An 18498-nucleotide genomic window follows, 5' to 3' on the forward strand; every position below is an offset into this window, starting at 1 on the left:
GCGTAAAACATGCCCGACGCACCCAAGCGCCTGCAGTTAACGTATTGATTTAAATAGCCTGAGCTAAATGCCCGAGGAAGCCTGAAATTTTGTCCGCCGCCATGCTGACATCGTTTTGCAGCCGCTCGCGGTCGGCCTGCGGGATCTCATCCGACGGCACCAGGATACTGACGACCGCCGCCACCCGTCCGCTGCGATCGTAGACCGGGTAAACGATGGAGGAGATCCCGTGACGGTAGAAGGACTCGCCAATCACAAAGCCCCGCGCTTTATCCTGCTGCACCATCTGCCACAGCGCCTCGCGGTCGTGAATTTGCCCCGGCGTATTGCCCGGCAGCCGTTCGTCAGGAAACAGCTGTTCAAACTCACGGCGGGAGACGTCGGTCAGCAGCATGCGGCCAAGCGAGGTGCAGTGGACCGGCAGCCGGGTGCCGATGCTGACCTGATTAATGCGCGAGCCGGCGGCGCTGACGCGGGCGATATAGATAATGTCGCGCCCGTCGCGGATCGCCAGGTGGCTGCTGCACTGGCTGGTATCGCGCAGCTGTTCAATCACCGGCTGGCCGACCTGCGCCACATCCAGGGAGGCGATATATTCAAAGCCAAGACGCAGGACGTTCATCCCGAGCGAAAAGGTATTGGTGCGCGGATTGCGCTCCAGAAAGCCCATATATTCCAGCGTCTGCACCACGCGATAGGCGGTCGCTTTCGGCATATCCACCAGCCGATGCAGCTCGGCAAAGGTGAGATCGCGATGCTGCTCGCCAAATGCCAGCAGCAGCTCCAGCCCCCGCTCCAGGCCCGGCACCAGGTACTTCACTTCCCGCTCGTTTGCCATACCGCCTCGCCTCTTTAGTTAAAAACAAATCCGCCGTTGACCGGGATCAGCTGTCCGGTGATAAACCGCGACAGCTCACTGAGCAGCCACACCACGCTGCCGGTAACATCCTCCGGCTGCTGGGCGCCGCTCAGAGCCCGGCCGTTCTCATACAGCTGATGACGTTCAGCCGGAACATACTCGGTTGCCTCAACCCGGGTCAGCCCCGGAGCGATAGCGTTAATGCGAATGCGCTTCTCGCCAAGCTCCCGCGCCATTGAGCGGGTCATGGCGATGACCGCACCTTTGCTGGCGACGTAGGCCATCAGACGCGGCGCGCCCCACAGCGCGGTGTCCGACGCCACGTTAACGATCCCGCTGCCTTCACGCAGCAGCGGTACCGCCGCCCGGGTGACCAGCCAGGTGCCCTTGACGTTAACCGACATCACCCGATCCCACAGATCCGGATCGTAATCGATCATATTCTTGCCGCCGACGCCGGTGGCCATTGCGGCGTTATTCACCAGCCCGTCGATGGAGCCCCGTTCGCCAATCGCGCTAAAAACCTGCTCGATTGAGCGCGGATCGGCCAGATCGATAACGTAAGACTCGATGGCAAAACCCCGTTCGCTGAGCCCATGCGCGCTCTCGGCCAGTTGGCCCTCGAGGATGTCGCACATCACGACTTTCGCGCCCTGCTCCGCACAGGCTTTGGCGAAGTGATAGCCCAGCCCGCGCGCGGCCCCGGTCACCACGATGCGTTTACCTTTCAATAGTCCGTTCATCAGGCGGCGCCCTGCTGTTCATCCCGCGCCGCCAGCTGCTCTTTGGCCGCTTTTTGCATCATGCGGCGCAGGCGCGACAGCCCGACGTCGTGCTGATAGAGGTATTCATGGTCGCGGGCGTTCGGCGCCAGGCTCTCCAGCACCACGCGATCCTGCTCCAGCACTTCCCAGTGCAGTTTTTCCAGACGGTTGCGGTACATAAAGCGCCACATATCGCGCTGCCAGCCCTGTACGCCGCGGATACGCCAGAAAAAGACCCGACAGTTGTCATTATCTTCCGGTACCACCATGCCGACGATAAAGAAGTGGCCTCCTGGCCCAAAGCGTTTCTGGTACGGGATCGACAGGCGCATCCAGCAGGCCCCGCTGTTACCCAGCTCCACCCAGTCAAAGTTGACGCCGCTCTGGCCTTTTTTCTCAAAGATAAAGCCGGTTTTGGTCGGCTGAAGCACCATGTCCGCTTTACGCTCACCTTCCGCCATCGAGTGTGAAGAGGAGTGCAGGTAGGTGCCGTGCATCGGGTCCATAACGTTTTCCAGCGCGTACTGATAGTTGCATTTCCACGCGGCGGTGCAGAGAAAGTTGCTGTATTTGTCGCCGTTAGCCAGCTCTTCCGGGAAGCTCAGCTCATCCGGCTGCTGGTTCGCCGTCGCGCCAAACCATAAAAAAATCGCCCCGTGCGCTTCCTGAACGCTATAGCTGCGCACGCACTGCTGGCCCACCAGCGGGCACTTGTCGACCGCCGGGACATCTTTCACTTCGCCGCTCCCCGCCACTTCCACGCCGTGATACCAGCAGGCGATGCGGTCGCCGAGGTTCCAGCCCATCGACAGGCGTGCGCCGCGGTGCGGGCAGCGGTCTTCCAGCGCCTGCAACTGACCGTCTTTGTTACGCCACACCACAATTTGTTCGCCGAGACGGGTGATGCCTACCGGCGCGGACTGCACTTCCCAGCTTGCCAGCACCGGATACCACAGGCCGCGTAAACCTTTATCGAGATAGTTCTGTACCGTTGTCGTCATCGCTGTGTCCTCAGTATCCGTTTACCTGCAAAAAAGCCTCAAAGCTGGCTTCACTCCACGGTTCGCCCTGCTGGTCGTGCATCCTGAGGCCGTTCAGCCCGTCCACCAGCTGCGTCAGGTTTTCCGCCCCCTGCTCAAACAGCCCTTCAAGGGTGGCGATAAGCTGCAGCTCCCAGCTTTCTGGGACGCGACTGCGGGTCTGCCAGATAAGATTTTCGTAGTCGCCCGGCTTGTGAATATTGCCGTTTCCGCCTTCGGCGGGCGGCGTAAACTGGCGGCTTTCCGGCAGCGCCGGGTTGAAGTTCAGGGTTTCGCTCATGCCACGCTCTCCTCGATAAAAGTAATCTGGATCTGATTGTCGAATACCCGCACCGGGTAACGATTGAGGTTACGACCGCCCGGACCATGCAGACATTGACCGGTTTTCACATCGAATACCGCTTCGTGCAGCGGACATTCGACCTTGCCGTCTTCCACAAAGCCCTGGCTTAACAGCGCGTAGGCATGGGGACATACGTCCTCCAGCGCGTAATACTCGCCATCAATCAGATAAATGCCGATTTCTTTACCGTCGATATTGCCGCTATAAGGGAAATCTTCCTGTACCTGCTCTGCGTCACATACGCCTATCCAGCTCATCACGATCCTCCAGGCTTTGTTTCATATATGAAACTCTGTTTCTTATTTAATACGGTCAATATAAAAGCGTTCAATCTTTCGTCAAGCGGCAATGTGAAGGATTTGTTAAGTAGTCGTGATTTAATTAGCTAAGTGTGCAATCGATCACGAAAAATTGCGGTAATATGAAATTGTGATATTTAAAACGTGGCGTGAAAATAAATTAAGCGGGAACTTAACTTTTCGAAAACGACTATTGACTTCTTTTCCATATAATCATTAAAAATGATAAAGCCGGCTTCACATCAAGTTTCACAGGTGAAACAAATTTTAATTAATTTTTTATAAAACAATGAGTTTCACCTATGAATCATTTTACATCCGTGACTATCACCGCTATTTAAAAATAATGAAGCTGATTCATAAATGACCGGGGGAAAAGAATAAAAATGACCGCAAAATGGCAAGGAACAATCGCGCTACTGTTGTTAATTATCATCTCTTATATTGATCGGGTAAATATTTCAGTGATGATACTGAACCCTGAATTTGCTGCCCACTTCCAGTTAAATGAAAACAGAATGTTACAAGGAATGCTGATGACCTGCTTTCTTGTGGGCTATGGCATTTCGGCATTACTCTTAACGCCGGTGATAGAAAACCGGCTGCACTACCGGCAGGGACTATTAATCAGCATCGCTATCTGGGCGGCGGTATGCGCCGTTTCTCCGCTGCTCGGCTCGCTGTTCGGGATGCTGATCGCCCGCGTTATCTTAGGCATTGCGGAAGGGCCGCTATTTTCACTCAAAACGCGCTTTATCAGCGACAGTTTCGCCGCCAGCGAGATCGGCAAACCGAACGCGGTCACCGCGCTCGGGGTCTCGCTGGGGCTGGCGGTGGGCTTCCCGCTGGTCACTTTTTTAATCGAGCATCAGGGGTGGCAAGGCTCTTTCTATAGCCTGGCCGCGCTTAATCTGCTGCTCGGCGGCGGGCTGATCTGGCGCTTCCTGCCGGCTCCGGCCGCGGCGGCGCAAAGGTCTCGCTCCGGCTTCAGGCAGACGTTTCAGCTAGCCTGGCGTACGCCGCTCCTCGGCTGGATCCTGCTGGTCGAGATCGCCACCCTCAGCTATCTGTGGGGCAGCAGCGCCTGGCTGCCGGCGTGGCTGCGCGATGAGCATCACTTCTCGCTACAGGCCACCGGCGTTCTGGCGGCGATCCCCTTTCTGCTCAGCCTGGGCTCAAAACTTCTTGGCGGCGTGCTGCTCGATAAAATGCGTCCTGAACAGGCCCCGCTGCTGTTTATCAGCGGCGGCTTTCTGACGGCCTGCTCGATACTGGCGCTGATGCTCAGCCACCAGCCGGCGTGGCTGGCGCTGTTTATGCTGTCGGCCAATATCTTTTGGGGGCTTCAGGGGGCGGCGATACCGGCGGTGGTGCAGCATCACGCGGCGAGGGAGGCGGTTGGCAGCGCCTACGGCATCATTAACGGTATCGGCAATATCTGCGCGGCGTTTATCCCGCTGCTGATGGGGCTGGTGATGAAGTCGGTCGGGTCGGTCAGTTCAGGATTTTCGGTACTGGTGGCGTCACAGGTGGTCACCCTGCTTGCCGGAGGGGTACTGCTGCTGCGCATGCGTCGCGCAGCAGCCGTGAGCACTTAGGGATTATTCGCCCTTTTTCGCCGCCTGGATATAGAGCATTTCCAGCGCCAGGGTCGCCGCCGCCAGGGCGGTGATCTCGGACTGGTCGTAGGCCGGCGCCACTTCCACCACGTCCATGCCGACGATGTTCAGATCCTTCAGGCCGCGCACCAGCTTGATCGCGCGATCCGAGGTCAGCCCGCCGATCACCGGCGTGCCGGTGCCCGGCGCAAACGCCGGATCCAGGCAGTCGATGTCGAAGGTCAGGTAGACCGGCATATCGCCAACGATCTGTTTGATCTGAGCGATAACATCGTCAGCGGTACGATCGTTAACCTGGCCCGCATCCAGCACGGTAAAGCCGTTGTCTTTGTCGAACTCGGTGCGGATACCGATCTGTACGGAATGGTTCGGATCGATCAGGCCTTCGTTCGGCGCGGTGTAGAACATGGTGCCGTGGTCAAACTCGCAGCCGTTGGCGTAGGTGTCGGTGTGGGCGTCGAAATGCACCAGCGCCATTTTACCGAAATGTTTTGCGTGCGCGCGCAGCAGCGGCAGAGTGACGAAGTGGTCGCCGCCGAAGGAGAGCATACGTTTCCCGGCCGCCAGCAGTTTTTCAGCGTGGGCCTGCAAACGTTCGCTCATGTCGCGCGCATCGCCGAAGGCGTAAACCAGATCGCCGCAGTCGACAACGTTCAGACGTTCACGCATGTCGAAGTTCCACGGGAAGCGGTTGCCTTCCCAGGCAAGGTTGGTGGAAACCTGACGAATCGCCGCCGGGCCGTGACGCCCGCCCGCGCGGCCGGAGGTTGCCGCATCAAAAGGAACGCCGGTGATCACCCAGTCAGCGTCGCTGTCGTACGGCTGGAAGTTCAGCGGCAGACGCAAAAAACCAAACGCGTTAGAGACCAGGGAATTATCGTATTGATGACCTAAAGTGCTCATGGGTGTGACCTCTTTTTACAGGCGATATAGTTAAAAATGCACATAAAAAAACCCCTCCGCGTCGTTAGGCCCGACGAGGAAGGGTTTGAATAGGGTGACTGCTTGTTGGGCGAATTATCGCCGTTAATGCCTGCGGGTTCAAGTCGGTATCGCGTTTGTGCGACCTGATGCCCCCTCCTTCACAAGAGAGGGCGCGCAGCATGTTACTCGTCTTCCAGATAAGTGTAGCCGTACAGGCCCGCTTCGAACTCTTCGAGGAACTGCTGCTGCAGCGCCTCGTCGAGACCGGAGTTTTTCACCTGATCGCGGAACTGGGTCAACAGCGTGTTCGGATCCAGCTGCACGTACTGCAGCATATCCGCCACGGTATCCCCTTCGTCGGAGAGCTCAACTTCAACGCTGCCGTCAGGGAAGACGAACACGTCAACCGCTTCGGTATCACCGAACAGGTTGTGCATGTTGCCGAGGATCTCCTGGTAGGCGCCAACCATAAAGAAGCCCAGCATCGGCGGGTTATCAGGATCGTATTCCGGCATCGGCATGGTGGTGGCGATCCCGTCGCCGTCGACGTAGTGATCGATAGCGCCGTCGGAGTCGCAGGTGATATCCAGCAGCACCGCGCGGCGCTCAGGCACCATGTTCAGCCCTTCCAGCGGCATCACCGGGAACAGCTGATCGATACCCCACGCGTCCGGCATCGACTGGAACAGGGAGAAGTTGACGTAAATTTTATCCGCCATCCGCTCCTGCAGTTCGTCAATGATTGGCCGGTGCGCGCGGTTGCTCGGGTCGAGCTGTTTCTGCACTTCGTGACACATGTTCAGATACAGCTGCTCCGCCCACGCGCGCTCCTGCAGGTTGAAGGTGCCGGAAGAGTAGCCGATATGAATATCGTGCAGGTCCATCTGGCTATCGTGCAGCCATTCGCGCAGCGAGCGGCGGTTGCCGGTCTCGTGCATCTCAAGCCAGGTTTCCCACATGCTCTGCAGCGGGCGCGCCGCATCTGCCGCAGGGGGGGTCGCCTCGGTGTATTCGTTACGCTCAACGCCGATGATGTTGGAGACCAGCACGGTGTGGTGCGCGGTGACCGCGCGGCCGGACTCGGTAATCACCGTCGGGTGCGGCAGGCCGTTCTCTTCGCAGGCGTCGCCAATCGCCCAGATAATGTTGTTAGCGTACTCGTTCAGGCCGTAGTTTACCGAGCAGTCGGACTGCGAACGGGTGCCCTCATAGTCCACGCCCAGACCGCCGCCGACGTCAAAGCACTGGATATTGACGCCCAGCTTATGCAGCTCGACGTAGAAGCGTGAGGATTCGCGTACGCCGGTGGCGATATCGCGGATATTGGCCATCTGCGAGCCAAGGTGGAAGTGCAGCAGCTGCAGGCTTTCCAGATGCCCCGCCGCGCGCAGAATCTCAACCAGCTGCAGAACCTGCGTTGCCGCGAGGCCGAATTTGGATTTCTCGCCGCCGGAGGACTGCCATTTACCGGAGCCCTGCGAGGCCAGACGCGCGCGGACGCCAAGACGCGGCACCACGTTCAGGCGCGCGGCTTCTTCCAGCACGATGGCGATTTCCGACATCTTTTCGATGACCAGATAGACCTTGTGGCCCATCTTTTCGCCCACCAGCGCCAGGCGGATATATTCACGGTCTTTATAGCCGTTACAGACGATCACGCTGCGGGTCATGCCCGCATGCGCCAGCACCGCCATCAGCTCGGCCTTTGAACCGGCTTCCAGACCCAGCGGCTCGCCGGAGTGGATCAGCGACTCAATCACGCGACGATGCTGGTTAACCTTGATCGGGTAAACCAGGAAATAGTCGCCGTTATAGCCGTAGGATTCGCGCGCGCGCTTGAAGGCGGCGTTAATCGAGCGCAGGCGATGCTGCAGAATCTGCGGGAAGCAAAACAGTGCAGGCAGGCGCTGCCCTTGCGCTTCGCGCGCTTTGACTAATTCGGCAAGATCGACGCGCGCTTCCGGTACGTCAGGATCCGGGCAAACGCTGATATGGCCCAGCTCGTTGACGTCGTAGTAGTTATTACCCCACCAGGCAATATTATAAGTACGTAGCATTTTGCTAGCTTCCTGGGAGCTCATCGCCACCTCCTGCATAGAACGTAGTACACCGTGTTCGCCTGCTGACGAAGGCGAAACCATAGACATGTCGTCAGACATAGCGAACCTCAATTTTTAATAATAAGTGTAAGACAGTTAACTACTATCGCAGTCCAAAGACGCGATAACAACCCATGAACAGTCCTAAACCCCAGCAGATAGTGCTGGCGCTGCGACTGCGCGACCGGTTTCTTCTTCATATGATAATAAAACACGTACCCGAACGTAGTGTGACAGTCCGGAGAAACCACGAGAAAACTCTTGCGATAGAGAGCAAGAGAGCCCTTGTTCAGTTTTCTGACGACCTTCCGGCCCTGGAATCCTGAGAAGCGCCGAGATGGGTAGAACATCGGCAGGTATGCATGAAAGAGATGCAGATTGCGGGATCTTGACGCGCGACGGAACGACGCGACGAATCAGGTGAAAAACGTGGGTTCATTATCTGGTATCACCTCCACACTGCCCCGAAACGGGCCAGCGACAAGTCAAAGCTATATACCTGGCAGCAGGCGCAAAGGCCGCTGCGGGATTCTGTAAATACAGAGTGCTTAACCCGGCTGGAAGTGGCGTCACGAGGTACTCTTCGTGCGCTGTCATAATGAGCCGCGCGCGGCGTTTTATACCGATAAGCAGGCTAAAATGCAAAATAAAAATATGCGTGTTGCCGCATCTGGCAGGAAAAATTTCCACCGACTATTGCGCATAAATGCGATGCGCATCAAAAAAGTCTGGAAATGGGATTAAGATTTGACCTAAAATAGCCGTCCAGAAGTTAATCCGTCTATACTGATTAACACTCAGACTGCTCGTGTCACTACCTGCAAGCTTTGGTAGAGTCGTCTAACAAAGCCTCTCCACACAACAGTATGAGCTATACGAATACTCCACAGGTAAAATAAAACATGGCAAAACACCTCTTTACGTCCGAGTCCGTATCAGAAGGGCATCCAGACAAAATTGCTGACCAAATCTCCGATGCCGTGCTTGACGCGATCCTTGAACAGGATCCGAAGGCCCGCGTCGCGTGTGAAACCTACGTCAAAACCGGCATGGTTCTGGTTGGCGGTGAAATCACCACCAGCGCATGGGTTGATATCGAAGAGATCACCCGTAATACGGTTCGTGAAATTGGCTACGTGCATTCCGATATGGGCTTTGACGCCAACTCCTGCGCCGTTCTGAGCGCAATCGGCAAGCAGTCCCCGGACATCAACCAGGGCGTTGACCGTGCCGATCCGCTGGAGCAGGGCGCGGGCGACCAGGGCCTGATGTTTGGCTATGCCACGAACGAGACCGACGTGCTGATGCCGGCGCCGATCACCTATGCTCACCGTCTGGTGCAGCGTCAGGCTGAAGTGCGTAAAAACGGCACTCTGCCGTGGCTGCGTCCGGATGCGAAGAGCCAGGTGACCTTCCAGTATGACGACGGCAAAATCGTCGGCATCGATGCGGTGGTGCTGTCGACTCAGCACGCGGAAGATATCGATCAGAAATCGCTGCAGGAAGCGGTGATGGAAGAGATCATTAAGCCGGTTCTGCCGACCGAATGGCTGAACAGCGCCACCAAATTCTTTATCAACCCGACCGGTCGCTTCGTTATCGGCGGCCCGATGGGCGACTGCGGCCTGACCGGACGTAAAATCATCGTTGATACCTACGGCGGCATGGCTCGTCACGGCGGCGGCGCGTTCTCCGGTAAGGACCCGTCTAAAGTTGACCGTTCCGCAGCTTACGCAGCGCGCTATGTAGCGAAAAACATCGTTGCCGCAGGCCTGGCCGATCGCTGTGAGATTCAGGTTTCCTACGCTATCGGCGTGGCTGAACCGACCTCTATCATGGTTGAAACCTTCGGCACCGAAAAAATTGCTTCCGAGCAGCTGACTCTGCTGGTGCGCGAATTCTTCGACCTGCGTCCGTACGGCCTGATTCAGATGCTGGATCTGCTGCACCCAATCTACAAAGAAACCGCGGCATACGGTCACTTTGGTCGCGAACATTTCCCATGGGAAAAAACCGACAAAGCCGCCCTGCTGCGCGAAGCTGCCGGCCTGAAATAAGCGCAAGCTTTACCGTTTCGAAGGCCAGCCTCGCGCTGGCCTTTTTCTTTATCTCTTCTCCATACCTTCCCCCCCTGCGCTCCGCGTCTTTCCGCTTCTCCGCTCTTATATGTCAAAAAAATGAAAGCGATTACATCAGATTAAAAGCCATTAGTTAGCTGCGATGCGGCGTCAATGAAACAACCTTTCACAATGTTACATACTGTTTCAGGAAAGTCTGATTCCCGTTTTTATCTCGTCGACTAAAATTACATATAATACTGATTTATATGTTTATTTATTGATTGCGTTTCTTTACCTTAGTGTAAACGATTACACAGCCGTGATTACAATCACATTTTTTTGCTACGCACTCCCCTACTCTAAGCATCGACAGAATCAATAACTCAACTGGAGGGCGTTATGCCTGACAACAAAAAACAAGGGCGCTCGAACAAAACGATGACGTTCTTTGTCTGTTTCCTCGCCGCACTGGCCGGCCTGCTTTTTGGCCTTGATATCGGCGTCATTGCGGGTGCCCTGCCCTTTATTGCCAACGAGTTTCAAATTACCGCTCACACTCAGGAATGGGTGGTGAGCTCGATGATGTTCGGCGCCGCGGTCGGCGCGGTCGGCAGCGGCTGGCTCTCTTTCAAACTGGGCCGTAAGAAAAGCCTGATGATCGGCGCGATCCTGTTCGTTGTCGGCTCCCTGTGCTCTGCCGCCGCGCCGAACGTTGAAGTGCTGCTGATTTCCCGCGTACTGCTCGGCCTCGCGGTGGGCGTCGCCTCCTACACCGCCCCGCTGTACCTGTCCGAAATTGCGCCGGAGAAAATCCGCGGCAGCATGATCTCGATGTATCAGCTGATGATCACCATCGGTATTCTCGGCGCCTATCTGTCGGATACCGCGTTCAGCTACAGCGGCGCATGGCGCTGGATGCTCGGGGTTATAATCATCCCGGCCATTCTGCTGCTGATTGGCGTTTTCTTCCTGCCGGACAGCCCGCGCTGGTTTGCCGCCAAACGCCGCTTTGTCGACGCTGAACGCGTGCTGCTGCGCCTGCGCGATACCAGCGCGGAAGCCAAACGTGAGCTCGATGAAATCCGTGAAAGCCTGAAGGTCAAACAGTCCGGCTGGGAGCTGTTTAAAGAGAACAGCAACTTCCGCCGCGCGGTGTTCCTCGGCGTTCTGCTGCAGGTGATGCAGCAGTTCACCGGGATGAACGTCATCATGTACTACGCGCCGAAGATTTTTGAACTGGCGGGCTACGCCAACACCACCGAGCAGATGTGGGGGACGGTTATCGTCGGCCTGACCAACGTGCTGGCGACCTTTATCGCGATCGGCCTGGTTGACCGCTGGGGCCGTAAGCCAACGCTGATCCTCGGCTTTATCGTCATGGCCGTCGGCATGGGCGTGCTGGGCAGCATGATGCATATCGGCATCCACTCCACGATCGCACAGTACTTCTCCGTGCTGATGCTGCTGATGTTTATCGTCGGCTTCGCCATGAGCGCAGGCCCGCTGATCTGGGTGCTGTGTTCAGAAATTCAGCCGCTGAAGGGCCGCGATTTCGGCATCACCTGTTCCACGGCCACCAACTGGATCGCCAACATGATCGTCGGTGCGACCTTCCTGACCATGCTGAACTCGCTGGGCAGCGCGAACACCTTCTGGGTCTATGGCGGTCTGAATATCCTGTTCATCTTCCTGACCCTGTGGCTTATTCCGGAAACCAAAAACGTTTCGCTGGAACATATCGAACGTAACCTGATGAAGGGCCGCCCGCTGCGTGAAATCGGCGCTCGCGACTAGTCATCACCGCGCTTCCTCCCCCCGCGGGAGGAAGCTTCTTCTTGCTCTCATCTCCTCGCCGCACTATCCTCTGGCGCTATGAAGACACCCCGAATTCCCATCGCTACGCAGCAGGCCGTGATGCGCAGCCTGCGGGAAAAACTCGCCCTGGCGAACCTCAAGCTTGAGCGCCGCTATCCGGAACCCGCGCTGGTCTATCAGCAGCGGGGAACCTCCGCCGGCACCGCCTGGCTGGAAAAGAATGAAATTCGCCTCAACCCGGTACTGCTGCTGGAAAATCAGCAGGCGTTTATCGATGAGGTGGTGCCGCACGAGCTCGCGCACCTGCTGGTGTGGAAGCACTTCGGCCGCGTGGCGCCGCACGGCAAAGAGTGGAAATGGATGATGGAAAGCGTGCTGGAAGTGCCGGCCCGACGCACCCATCGCTTCGAACTTGATTCCGTGCGCAGAAATACCTTCCCCTACCGCTGCCAATGCCAGCAGCACCAGCTGACCGTTCGCCGTCATAATCGCGTGATGCGTGGGGAAGCAACCTACCGCTGCGTTCGCTGCGGCGATCTGCTGGTCGCTGAAGAGTAAATATCGGGTATAACTGGAAATTTTCTGATCTGACTGATTGCATCTGACAATCTCATTCGCTACGTTGCGGGCTCGTTTTGACACGGAGTTCACGATGTCCCGTACTCATATTTTTGCCGCAGCGTTTCTGACTGCGGCCTGTAGCGGTCAGGCTATGGCCGAAGGAATCAATAGTTTTTCCCAGGCAAAAGCCGCCGGAGTGAAGGTTAACGCCGATGCCCCCGGTGACTTCTACTGCGGCTGCAAAATCGACTGGCAGGGTAAAAAAGGCGTTATCAACCTGCAATCCTGCGGCTATAAGGTGCGTAAAAACGAAAACCGCGCCAGCCGCGTCGAGTGGGAGCACGTCGTTCCGGCGTGGCAGTTTGGCCACCAGCGCCAGTGCTGGCAGGACGGCGGGCGTAAAAATTGCGCCAAAGATCCGGTTTACCGCAGGATGGAAAGCGATATGCACAACCTGCAGCCGGCGGTCGGCGAGGTCAACGGCGACCGCGCTAACTATATGTACAGCCAGTGGAACGGCGGCGAAGGCCAGTACGGTCAGTGCGCGATGAAGGTGGATTTTAAAGAGAAGGTTGCCGAGCCGCCGGTGCGCGCTCGCGGCGCAATTGCGCGGACCTACTTCTATATGCGCGATAGCTATCAGCTCACGCTTTCCCGTCAGCAAACCCAGCTTTTTAGCGCCTGGAATAAGACCTACCCGGTAACCCGCTGGGAGTGCGAACGCGATGAGCGTATCGCTAAAGTTCAGGGCAACCACAATCCTTACGTCCAGCAGGCTTGCCAGGCACAAAAGAGCTAACCTACACTAGCGGCAATTGTTAATTTGCAGGTCCCGCTATTCTCCCGCGACCGCGGGAAAGAGAGGACCTGCGCGAAGAACGGAATATCAAGCATGCGCACTCCCCGCATCCACCACCCTGAGCCGATTATCGTCGGTAGCCAGATAGCCCTTTCCGACGACGCTGCGAACCACGTTGGCCGCGTATTGCGAATGGGTAAAGGCCAGGCCATTCAGCTTTTTGACGGTAGTAATCAGGTATTTGCAGCCACTATCGTCGACGCGGGCAAGAAAAACGTGACGGTTGAGATCGTCAGCGGCGAGAGGGACGATCGCGAATCGCCGCTGCATATTCACCTCGGTCAGGTGATGTCGCGCGGCGAAAAGATGGAATTCACCATCCAGAAATCGATCGAGCTTGGAGTAAGCCTCATTACGCCACTGTTTTCCGAGCGCTGCGGCGTTAAACTGGATGCCGAACGCTTGCAGAAGAAGATCCAGCAGTGGCAAAAAATCGCCATTGCCGCCTGCGAGCAGAGCGGCCGCAACGTGGTGCCAGAGATTCGCCCGGCCATGCAGCTGGAGGCCTGGTGTGCGGAGCAGGATGATAGCCTGAAGCTGAACCTGCACCCTCGCGCCAGCGCCAGCATTAACACGCTGCCGCTGCCGGTGGAGCGCATTCGTCTGCTGATTGGCCCTGAAGGGGGGCTGTCAGCGGAAGAGATCGCGATGACCGCTCGTTACCGGTTTACTGATATTCTGTTGGGACCGCGCGTTCTGCGTACAGAGACAACTGCGCTAACTGCCATTACCGCGCTACAGGTGCGTTTTGGCGACTTAGGTTGAAGCGTTAACGGAGAATAATAATGATCAAGCTCGGCATCGTGATGGACCCCATCGCAACCATCAACATCAAGAAAGACACCAGCTTCGCCATGCTGCTGGAAGCCCAGCGTCGCGGCTACGAACTCCATTATATGGAGATGAACGACCTGTACTTAATCAACGGCGAGGCCCGCGCCCGTACGCGCACGCTGAGCGTAGAGCAGAACTACGACAAGTGGTACGAGTTCAGCGGCGAGCAGGATCTGCCGCTGGCGGATCTCGACGTGATTCTGATGCGTAAGGACCCACCGTTCGATACCGAGTTCATTTACGCCACCTATATTCTGGAACGCGCTGAAGATAAGGGCACGCTTATCGTCAACAAGCCGCAGAGCCTGCGCGACTGTAACGAAAAGCTGTTTACCGCCTGGTTTGCCGACCTGACGCCGGAAACGCTGGTCACCCGTAACAAGGCGCAGCTGAAAGCCTTCTGGGAAAAGCACGGCGATATTATTCTCAAGCCGCTGGACGGCATGGGCGGTTCATCTATTTTCCGCGTGAAAGAGGGCGATCCTAACCTGCCGGTGATTGCGGAAACGCTGACCGATCTCGGCAGCCGCTACTGCATGGCGCAAAACTATCTGCCGGCCATCAAGGACGGCGATAAGCGCGTGCTGGTTGTCGACGGCGAGCCGGTTCCCTGGTGCCTGGCGCGTATTCCGCAGGGCGGAGAGACGCGCGGTAACCTCGCCGCCGGTGGTCGCGGCGAAGCGCGCCCGCTGACCGAGAGCGATTGGGAGATTGCCCGCCGCGTCGGCCCTACGCTGAAGGCCAAGGGCCTGATTTTCGTCGGTCTGGATATCATCGGCGATCGCCTGACGGAAATTAACGTCACCAGCCCAACCTGCGTACGCGAGATTGAGGCCGCCTTCCCGATCTCCATCACCGGCATGCTGATGGACGCCATTGAGAAGCGCATCGCTAAGTAAGCCCGAGGCTCACGGATGAGCCAGTTGAAAACGCAGCGTCCTTATTGCATCCGGGACAAGCCAGCTTGCTTCAACGAAAGCTAAAGAGTAAAGGGGCCAACGCCCCTTTACTCTTTTGTTCTCTTGCTCTTTTGCTCTTTTGCTCTTTTGCTCTTTTGCTCTTTTGCTCTTTTGCTCTTTTGCTCTTTTGCTCTTTTGCTCTTTTGCTCTTTTGCTCTTTTGCTCTTTTGTTCTCTTGCTCCTTGCTCTTCGCTTTTTACCCTTTATCTTTCGCTTTTTACTCTTCGCCCTTTTCGAACCGATAATCGGCCAAACTGATTCAACGAAAGATTTCAGGTTACAGGAAGGCGGCGACGCAGCGAGCGCCCGGGAGCATAGTTTACTATGTGACCGGGGCGAGTGAGGAAGCCAACGCACCTGTAGCGTGAAAGATAAAGTTGAATCGACAGAGCGGCACTTTGCCCGCATACTAGGTGCTGCTTTTTTGAACCAGGAACAGAACCTCTGACAATGAATTTACAGCATCACTTTTTGATTGCCATGCCTGCTCTTCAGGACCCCATATTCCGCCGCTCCGTGGTTTATATCTGCGAGTACAACGATGATGGTGCCATGGGTATTATCGTCAACAAACCGCTGGAAAATCTGCAGATTGACGGGATTCTGGAGAAGCTGAAAATTGTCGCTGAGCCGCGCAATCCCGATATTCGCCTCGATAAGCCGGTCATGCTTGGCGGCCCGCTGGCGGAAGATCGCGGCTTTATTCTGCACTCGCCGCCCTCTGATTTCTCTTCCAGTATCCGTATTTCCGACAATACCGTGATCACCACGTCGCGGGACGTGCTGGAAACCCTCGGAACCGATAAACAGCCGAGCAACGTACTGGTCGCGCTGGGCTACGCCTCCTGGGAGAAGGGACAACTGGAGCAGGAGCTGCTTGATAACGCCTGGCTCACCGCCCCGGCCGATCAGAATATTTTGTTTAAAACGCCGATAGCCGATCGCTGGCGCGAAGCGGCAAAGCTGATTGGGATCGATATTGTGACGATGCCCGGCGTTGCGGGGCACGCATAATGAGCGGAACCTTACTGGGCTTTGATTTTGGCACCAAAAGCATCGGCGTCGCGATAGGGCAACGCATTACCGGCACCGCCCGCCCTCTTCCTGCGCTCAAAGCGCAGGATGGGAAACCGGACTGGAACGTTATCGAAAAGCTGCTGAAAGAGTGGCAGCCGGAAGCCGTTATCGTCGGCCTGCCGCTGAATATGGACGGCACCGAGCAGCCGCTAACCGCGCGCGCGCGCAACTTCGCCAATAAAATTCACGGCCGCTTTGGGGTACAGATTACCCTGCACGATGAGCGTCTGAGTACGGTGGAAGCCCGCGCCGGGCTTTTCGAGCACGGCGGATTCCGCGCCCTGAATAAAGGCAGCATCGACTCGGCCTCGGCGGTGGTTATTCTGGAAAGCTACTTCGAGCAGGGTTTTTAAGCCCGTCGATGATGGCGCCGCCGAACCGGCGCCATCATCGCTATGACCTAGTGACGGAGATGCTCGTTAGCCCAGCTCACCGCCTGGGTACGATTCTTCACGCTCAGCTTGCGAAAGACGTTATACAGATGAGTGCGCACCGTATTCTCACTAATGAACAGCGCACGAGCAATATCCATATTCGTCGCACCGCAGCGCAGCTCGTTTAAGATTTCACATTCACGTTCCGTCAGCGGAGAGTTTTCCGCCGGTACCGATGCATGATTCGCAGCGTACATCGCCGGGTGCATAACGCTCAATTCAGCCGTCTGTTGGCCGTTCAGCACGGCCTTAACGCCCTCAATTAAACGCGATTCATCATCGTCATGGCGGAAGACTCCGTAGAGCGCGGGCCACTGCGCCATCTCATAGAGTTCATACTTTTGTGCGCTGTTGATAATCAGCAGGCGCGGGTTCTCTACCTGCGATCGAATAATATCTCGCCACACTCCGTTCAGCTTTTTATTCGACACGGCAATATCAAATAATATTACGGAGCCTTTCGCTAAGCGCTGCATCAGAGGCTTATTGATATTATGCAGGGTCACCGCAATCGATAGCTTTTCCGCCAGTCTGTTGACAAAAAACTTACTCTGAATCGAGGGATGAGTAATAAAGACAATCTGCCGAGAATAATTTGAATTACCTGATAAATTAATCACTTAAAACTCTCCTTAGCAAGCATCCACCATCATGGTGGTTAAATGAATTAAAAACAAAAAATCACATATCCATTAATAAACTGAAATAATCTTACATAATAAAAAAATATTTTATGGGAATCATCCTATGCCCATAAACAGCATAAGTCGAATTCATTAAAAGTGTCAAAAGATAATCTAAATTTTTTCCCATTTCTGCGAGGATAATGTCTAAATCAATTCCCGCCGCTCATTATTCTGCATCAATCATTTACGTTCATCTATATTTATAATCAATATCAAAGAACATTAATAAAACATTACGATAACAACAAACTGGCATGACGACTGAATATTAAACCTCCGGCTACAGGCGGCCTGATGACACACGCTGTTGAAAACTTTGCGTAAAAGTCTGCATCCCGCTCTGCTGTCCGGTCTGCATCACTCCGGGTAATTGATGGGTTTTACCTTCGCGGATCAAATTTGCCACCGCCGGTGTATTTACCAAAAGCTCGAATAGCGCAACTCTCCCGCCAGATATATCCGGCAATAATTTTTGTGCCAGTACGGCGCATAAACTTCCCGCCAACTGGCCGCGAACCTGATCTTTTTCCTGAGCAGGAAAAACGTCAACCAGGCGCTCAACCGCCTGCGCGGCCCCGCGGGTATGCAGCGTGGCCATCACCAGGTGCCCGGTCTCCGCCGCCGTCAGCGCCAGGCGGATGGTCTCGCTGTCGCGCAGCTCGCCCAGCAAAATGACGTCCGGGTCCTGGCGCAGCGCCACCCGCAGCGCCGCAGCAAACGACGGGGCGTGGCGGCCAATTTCGCGCTGCTGGACCAGGCATCGTTCGCTGTCATGGACAAACTCCACCGGGTCCTCAAGGGTCAGGATATGGCCATCGAGGCGCTGATTGAGATAGCCAACCATCGCCGCGAGGGTGGTCGATTTACCGCTGCCGGTAGCGCCGGTCACGAGGATCAGCCCGCTCTCTTCATTGAGCAGCTCGGTTAGCGCGGCGGGGACGCACAGCGCATCAAGCCGCGGGCAGGCTTCCGGCAGCAGGCGCAGCGCCAGCGACAGCCCGCGCGTGTGGGCGAATGCGCTGGCGCGAAGGCGCGGCCCGCCGGGTAGCGCCAGCGCAAAATCAACCTGTCCGCCGGCCTGCCACTGGGCCTGCTGTTCATCATTGAGCCACTGCGCGAGTATTTTGCCGATCTCCGGCGACGTAAAGGGTGCGGGCTCCAGCCTCCCCTGGCGACGCCAGCGCGGCGCCGAGGCATTGCACAGGTGTAGATCGGAGACGTTATGCTTTACACTAAGGGCCACTATTTCTTCCAGCTCCATAACTC

At 56.3% G+C, this 18498-nt stretch carries 20 protein-coding genes; 9 read left to right on the forward strand and 11 right to left on the reverse strand.

Features of this window, described 5'->3' with window-relative positions; genetic code table 11:
• Positions 1–49: 49 nt before the first annotated feature.
• The 5 genes from GO007_RS10365 to GO007_RS10385 are packed head-to-tail and all read right to left on the reverse strand — an operon-like array spanning position 50 to position 3263.
• On the reverse strand, positions 50–838 hold the full coding sequence (locus tag GO007_RS10365) for an IclR family transcriptional regulator (protein ID WP_095099303.1): 789 nt from the start codon (positions 836–838) through the stop codon (positions 50–52).
• A 14-nt stretch (positions 839–852) separates the two neighbouring features.
• On the reverse strand, positions 853–1602 hold the full coding sequence (locus GO007_RS10370; protein ID WP_095099305.1) for an SDR family oxidoreductase: 750 nt from the start codon (positions 1600–1602) through the stop codon (positions 853–855).
• Positions 1602–2624 carry an aromatic ring-hydroxylating oxygenase subunit alpha gene (locus GO007_RS10375; RefSeq protein WP_095099307.1) on the reverse strand — a complete coding sequence of 341 codons (1023 nt, stop codon included), beginning with the start codon at positions 2622–2624 and terminating at the stop codon, positions 1602–1604. Before GO007_RS10375 ends, GO007_RS10370 begins: the two co-directional genes overlap by 1 nt.
• A gap of 10 nt (positions 2625–2634) precedes the next feature.
• Complete coding sequence (locus GO007_RS10380; RefSeq protein ID WP_095099310.1) at positions 2635–2943, reverse strand: recombinase-like helix-turn-helix domain-containing protein; 309 nt, start codon at positions 2941–2943, stop codon at positions 2635–2637.
• Entirely contained in the window at positions 2940–3263 is a 324-nt protein-coding gene (locus GO007_RS10385; protein WP_095099312.1) for a Rieske (2Fe-2S) protein, read from the reverse strand. Before GO007_RS10385 ends, GO007_RS10380 begins: the two co-directional genes overlap by 4 nt.
• Positions 3264–3691: 428 nt before the next feature.
• Between GO007_RS10385 and GO007_RS10390 the strand changes: the two genes are divergently transcribed.
• Positions 3692–4903, forward strand: a complete 1212-nt coding sequence (locus GO007_RS10390) for an MFS transporter (protein ID WP_095099314.1) — start codon at positions 3692–3694, stop codon at positions 4901–4903.
• Positions 4904–4906: 3 nt separating this feature from the next.
• Here the strand turns inward: GO007_RS10390 and speB are convergent, their stop codons facing one another.
• The 4 genes from speB to GO007_RS29700 form a co-directional block, all read right to left on the reverse strand.
• Positions 4907–5827, reverse strand: coding sequence for an agmatinase (speB, locus tag GO007_RS10395; RefSeq protein ID WP_095099316.1), 921 nt, complete (start codon positions 5825–5827; stop codon positions 4907–4909).
• 203 nt (positions 5828–6030) lie between these two features.
• Positions 6031–8007 (reverse strand): biosynthetic arginine decarboxylase, encoded by a 1977-nt coding sequence (gene speA / locus GO007_RS10400; protein ID WP_095099319.1) that lies wholly within the window; start codon positions 8005–8007, stop codon positions 6031–6033.
• Positions 8008–8015: 8 nt separating this feature from the next.
• Positions 8016–8147, reverse strand: coding sequence for an acid stress response protein YqgB (gene yqgB / locus GO007_RS10405; RefSeq protein ID WP_115191897.1), 132 nt, complete (start codon positions 8145–8147; stop codon positions 8016–8018).
• 89 nt (positions 8148–8236) lie between these two features.
• Positions 8237–8386: a hypothetical protein gene (locus GO007_RS29700; RefSeq protein WP_428983843.1), complete on the reverse strand. Its 150-nt coding sequence runs from the start codon at positions 8384–8386 to the stop codon at positions 8237–8239.
• A gap of 463 nt (positions 8387–8849) precedes the next feature.
• Here GO007_RS29700 and metK point away from each other — a divergent pair, with 463 nt between their 5' ends.
• The 8 genes from metK to ruvX all read left to right on the forward strand — a co-directional run bounded on the left by metK (position 8850) and on the right by ruvX (position 16465).
• Positions 8850–10004, forward strand: a complete 1155-nt coding sequence (gene metK, locus GO007_RS10410) for a methionine adenosyltransferase (protein WP_095099323.1) — start codon at positions 8850–8852, stop codon at positions 10002–10004.
• Between the two features lie 402 nt (positions 10005–10406).
• Positions 10407–11801 (forward strand): sugar porter family MFS transporter, encoded by a 1395-nt coding sequence (locus GO007_RS10415; protein ID WP_095099325.1) that lies wholly within the window; start codon positions 10407–10409, stop codon positions 11799–11801.
• 78 nt (positions 11802–11879) lie between these two features.
• Positions 11880–12380 (forward strand): SprT family zinc-dependent metalloprotease, encoded by a 501-nt coding sequence (locus GO007_RS10420; RefSeq protein WP_095099327.1) that lies wholly within the window; start codon positions 11880–11882, stop codon positions 12378–12380.
• 94 nt (positions 12381–12474) lie between these two features.
• Positions 12475–13182, forward strand: coding sequence for a deoxyribonuclease I (gene endA / locus GO007_RS10425; protein ID WP_095099330.1), 708 nt, complete (start codon positions 12475–12477; stop codon positions 13180–13182).
• Between the two features lie 93 nt (positions 13183–13275).
• Complete coding sequence (gene rsmE / locus GO007_RS10430) at positions 13276–14007, forward strand: 16S rRNA (uracil(1498)-N(3))-methyltransferase (RefSeq protein WP_095099332.1); 732 nt, start codon at positions 13276–13278, stop codon at positions 14005–14007.
• 20 nt (positions 14008–14027) lie between these two features.
• The gene (gene gshB / locus GO007_RS10435; protein WP_095099335.1) at positions 14028–14975 is read left to right on the forward strand and encodes a glutathione synthase; all 948 of its coding nucleotides are present in this window, start codon (positions 14028–14030) and stop codon (positions 14973–14975) included.
• 510 nt (positions 14976–15485) lie between these two features.
• The gene (locus GO007_RS10440) at positions 15486–16049 is read left to right on the forward strand and encodes a YqgE/AlgH family protein (protein ID WP_041147199.1); all 564 of its coding nucleotides are present in this window, start codon (positions 15486–15488) and stop codon (positions 16047–16049) included.
• Positions 16049–16465 (forward strand): Holliday junction resolvase RuvX, encoded by a 417-nt coding sequence (gene ruvX, locus GO007_RS10445; protein WP_095099338.1) that lies wholly within the window; start codon positions 16049–16051, stop codon positions 16463–16465. The genes GO007_RS10440 and ruvX overlap by 1 nt, the downstream gene beginning before the upstream one ends.
• A gap of 47 nt (positions 16466–16512) precedes the next feature.
• Here ruvX and GO007_RS10450 read toward each other — a convergent pair whose 3' ends face one another.
• Positions 16513–17166, reverse strand: a complete 654-nt coding sequence (locus GO007_RS10450; protein ID WP_095099341.1) for a LuxR C-terminal-related transcriptional regulator — start codon at positions 17164–17166, stop codon at positions 16513–16515.
• Positions 17167–17512: 346 nt separating this feature from the next.
• The gene (locus GO007_RS10455) at positions 17513–18493 is read right to left on the reverse strand and encodes a type IV pilus twitching motility protein PilT (protein WP_095099343.1); all 981 of its coding nucleotides are present in this window, start codon (positions 18491–18493) and stop codon (positions 17513–17515) included.
• Positions 18494–18498: the final 5 nt, after the last annotated feature.

Origin of the sequence: Klebsiella sp. 10-1 (assembly GCF_009758445.1) — a bacterium.
Lineage (GTDB): Bacteria > Pseudomonadota > Gammaproteobacteria > Enterobacterales > Enterobacteriaceae > Klebsiella > Klebsiella scottii.

What these genes read in the sequence shown, in the direction of transcription:
- GO007_RS10365 (WP_095099303.1), bottom strand. Translation starts at nt 838, where the DNA reads ATGGCAAACGAGCGGGAAGTGAAGTACCTGGTGCCGGGCCTGGAGCGG.
- GO007_RS10370 (WP_095099305.1), bottom strand. Translation starts at nt 1,602, where the DNA reads ATGAACGGACTATTGAAAGGTAAACGCATCGTGGTGACCGGGGCCGCG.
- GO007_RS10375 (WP_095099307.1), bottom strand. Translation starts at nt 2,624, where the DNA reads ATGACGACAACGGTACAGAACTATCTCGATAAAGGTTTACGCGGCCTG.
- GO007_RS10380 (WP_095099310.1), bottom strand. Translation starts at nt 2,943, where the DNA reads ATGAGCGAAACCCTGAACTTCAACCCGGCGCTGCCGGAAAGCCGCCAG.
- GO007_RS10385 (WP_095099312.1), bottom strand. Translation starts at nt 3,263, where the DNA reads ATGAGCTGGATAGGCGTATGTGACGCAGAGCAGGTACAGGAAGATTTC.
- GO007_RS10390 (WP_095099314.1), top strand. Translation starts at nt 3,692, where the DNA reads ATGACCGCAAAATGGCAAGGAACAATCGCGCTACTGTTGTTAATTATC.
- speB (WP_095099316.1), bottom strand. Translation starts at nt 5,827, where the DNA reads ATGAGCACTTTAGGTCATCAATACGATAATTCCCTGGTCTCTAACGCG.
- speA (WP_095099319.1), bottom strand. Translation starts at nt 8,007, where the DNA reads ATGTCTGACGACATGTCTATGGTTTCGCCTTCGTCAGCAGGCGAACAC.
- yqgB (WP_115191897.1), bottom strand. Translation starts at nt 8,147, where the DNA reads ATGAAGAAGAAACCGGTCGCGCAGTCGCAGCGCCAGCACTATCTGCTG.
- GO007_RS29700 (WP_428983843.1), bottom strand. Translation starts at nt 8,386, where the DNA reads ATGAACCCACGTTTTTCACCTGATTCGTCGCGTCGTTCCGTCGCGCGT.
- metK (WP_095099323.1), top strand. Translation starts at nt 8,850, where the DNA reads ATGGCAAAACACCTCTTTACGTCCGAGTCCGTATCAGAAGGGCATCCA.
- GO007_RS10415 (WP_095099325.1), top strand. Translation starts at nt 10,407, where the DNA reads ATGCCTGACAACAAAAAACAAGGGCGCTCGAACAAAACGATGACGTTC.
- GO007_RS10420 (WP_095099327.1), top strand. Translation starts at nt 11,880, where the DNA reads ATGAAGACACCCCGAATTCCCATCGCTACGCAGCAGGCCGTGATGCGC.
- endA (WP_095099330.1), top strand. Translation starts at nt 12,475, where the DNA reads ATGTCCCGTACTCATATTTTTGCCGCAGCGTTTCTGACTGCGGCCTGT.
- rsmE (WP_095099332.1), top strand. Translation starts at nt 13,276, where the DNA reads ATGCGCACTCCCCGCATCCACCACCCTGAGCCGATTATCGTCGGTAGC.
- gshB (WP_095099335.1), top strand. Translation starts at nt 14,028, where the DNA reads ATGATCAAGCTCGGCATCGTGATGGACCCCATCGCAACCATCAACATC.
- GO007_RS10440 (WP_041147199.1), top strand. Translation starts at nt 15,486, where the DNA reads ATGAATTTACAGCATCACTTTTTGATTGCCATGCCTGCTCTTCAGGAC.
- ruvX (WP_095099338.1), top strand. Translation starts at nt 16,049, where the DNA reads ATGAGCGGAACCTTACTGGGCTTTGATTTTGGCACCAAAAGCATCGGC.
- GO007_RS10455 (WP_095099343.1), bottom strand. Translation starts at nt 18,493, where the DNA reads ATGGAGCTGGAAGAAATAGTGGCCCTTAGTGTAAAGCATAACGTCTCC.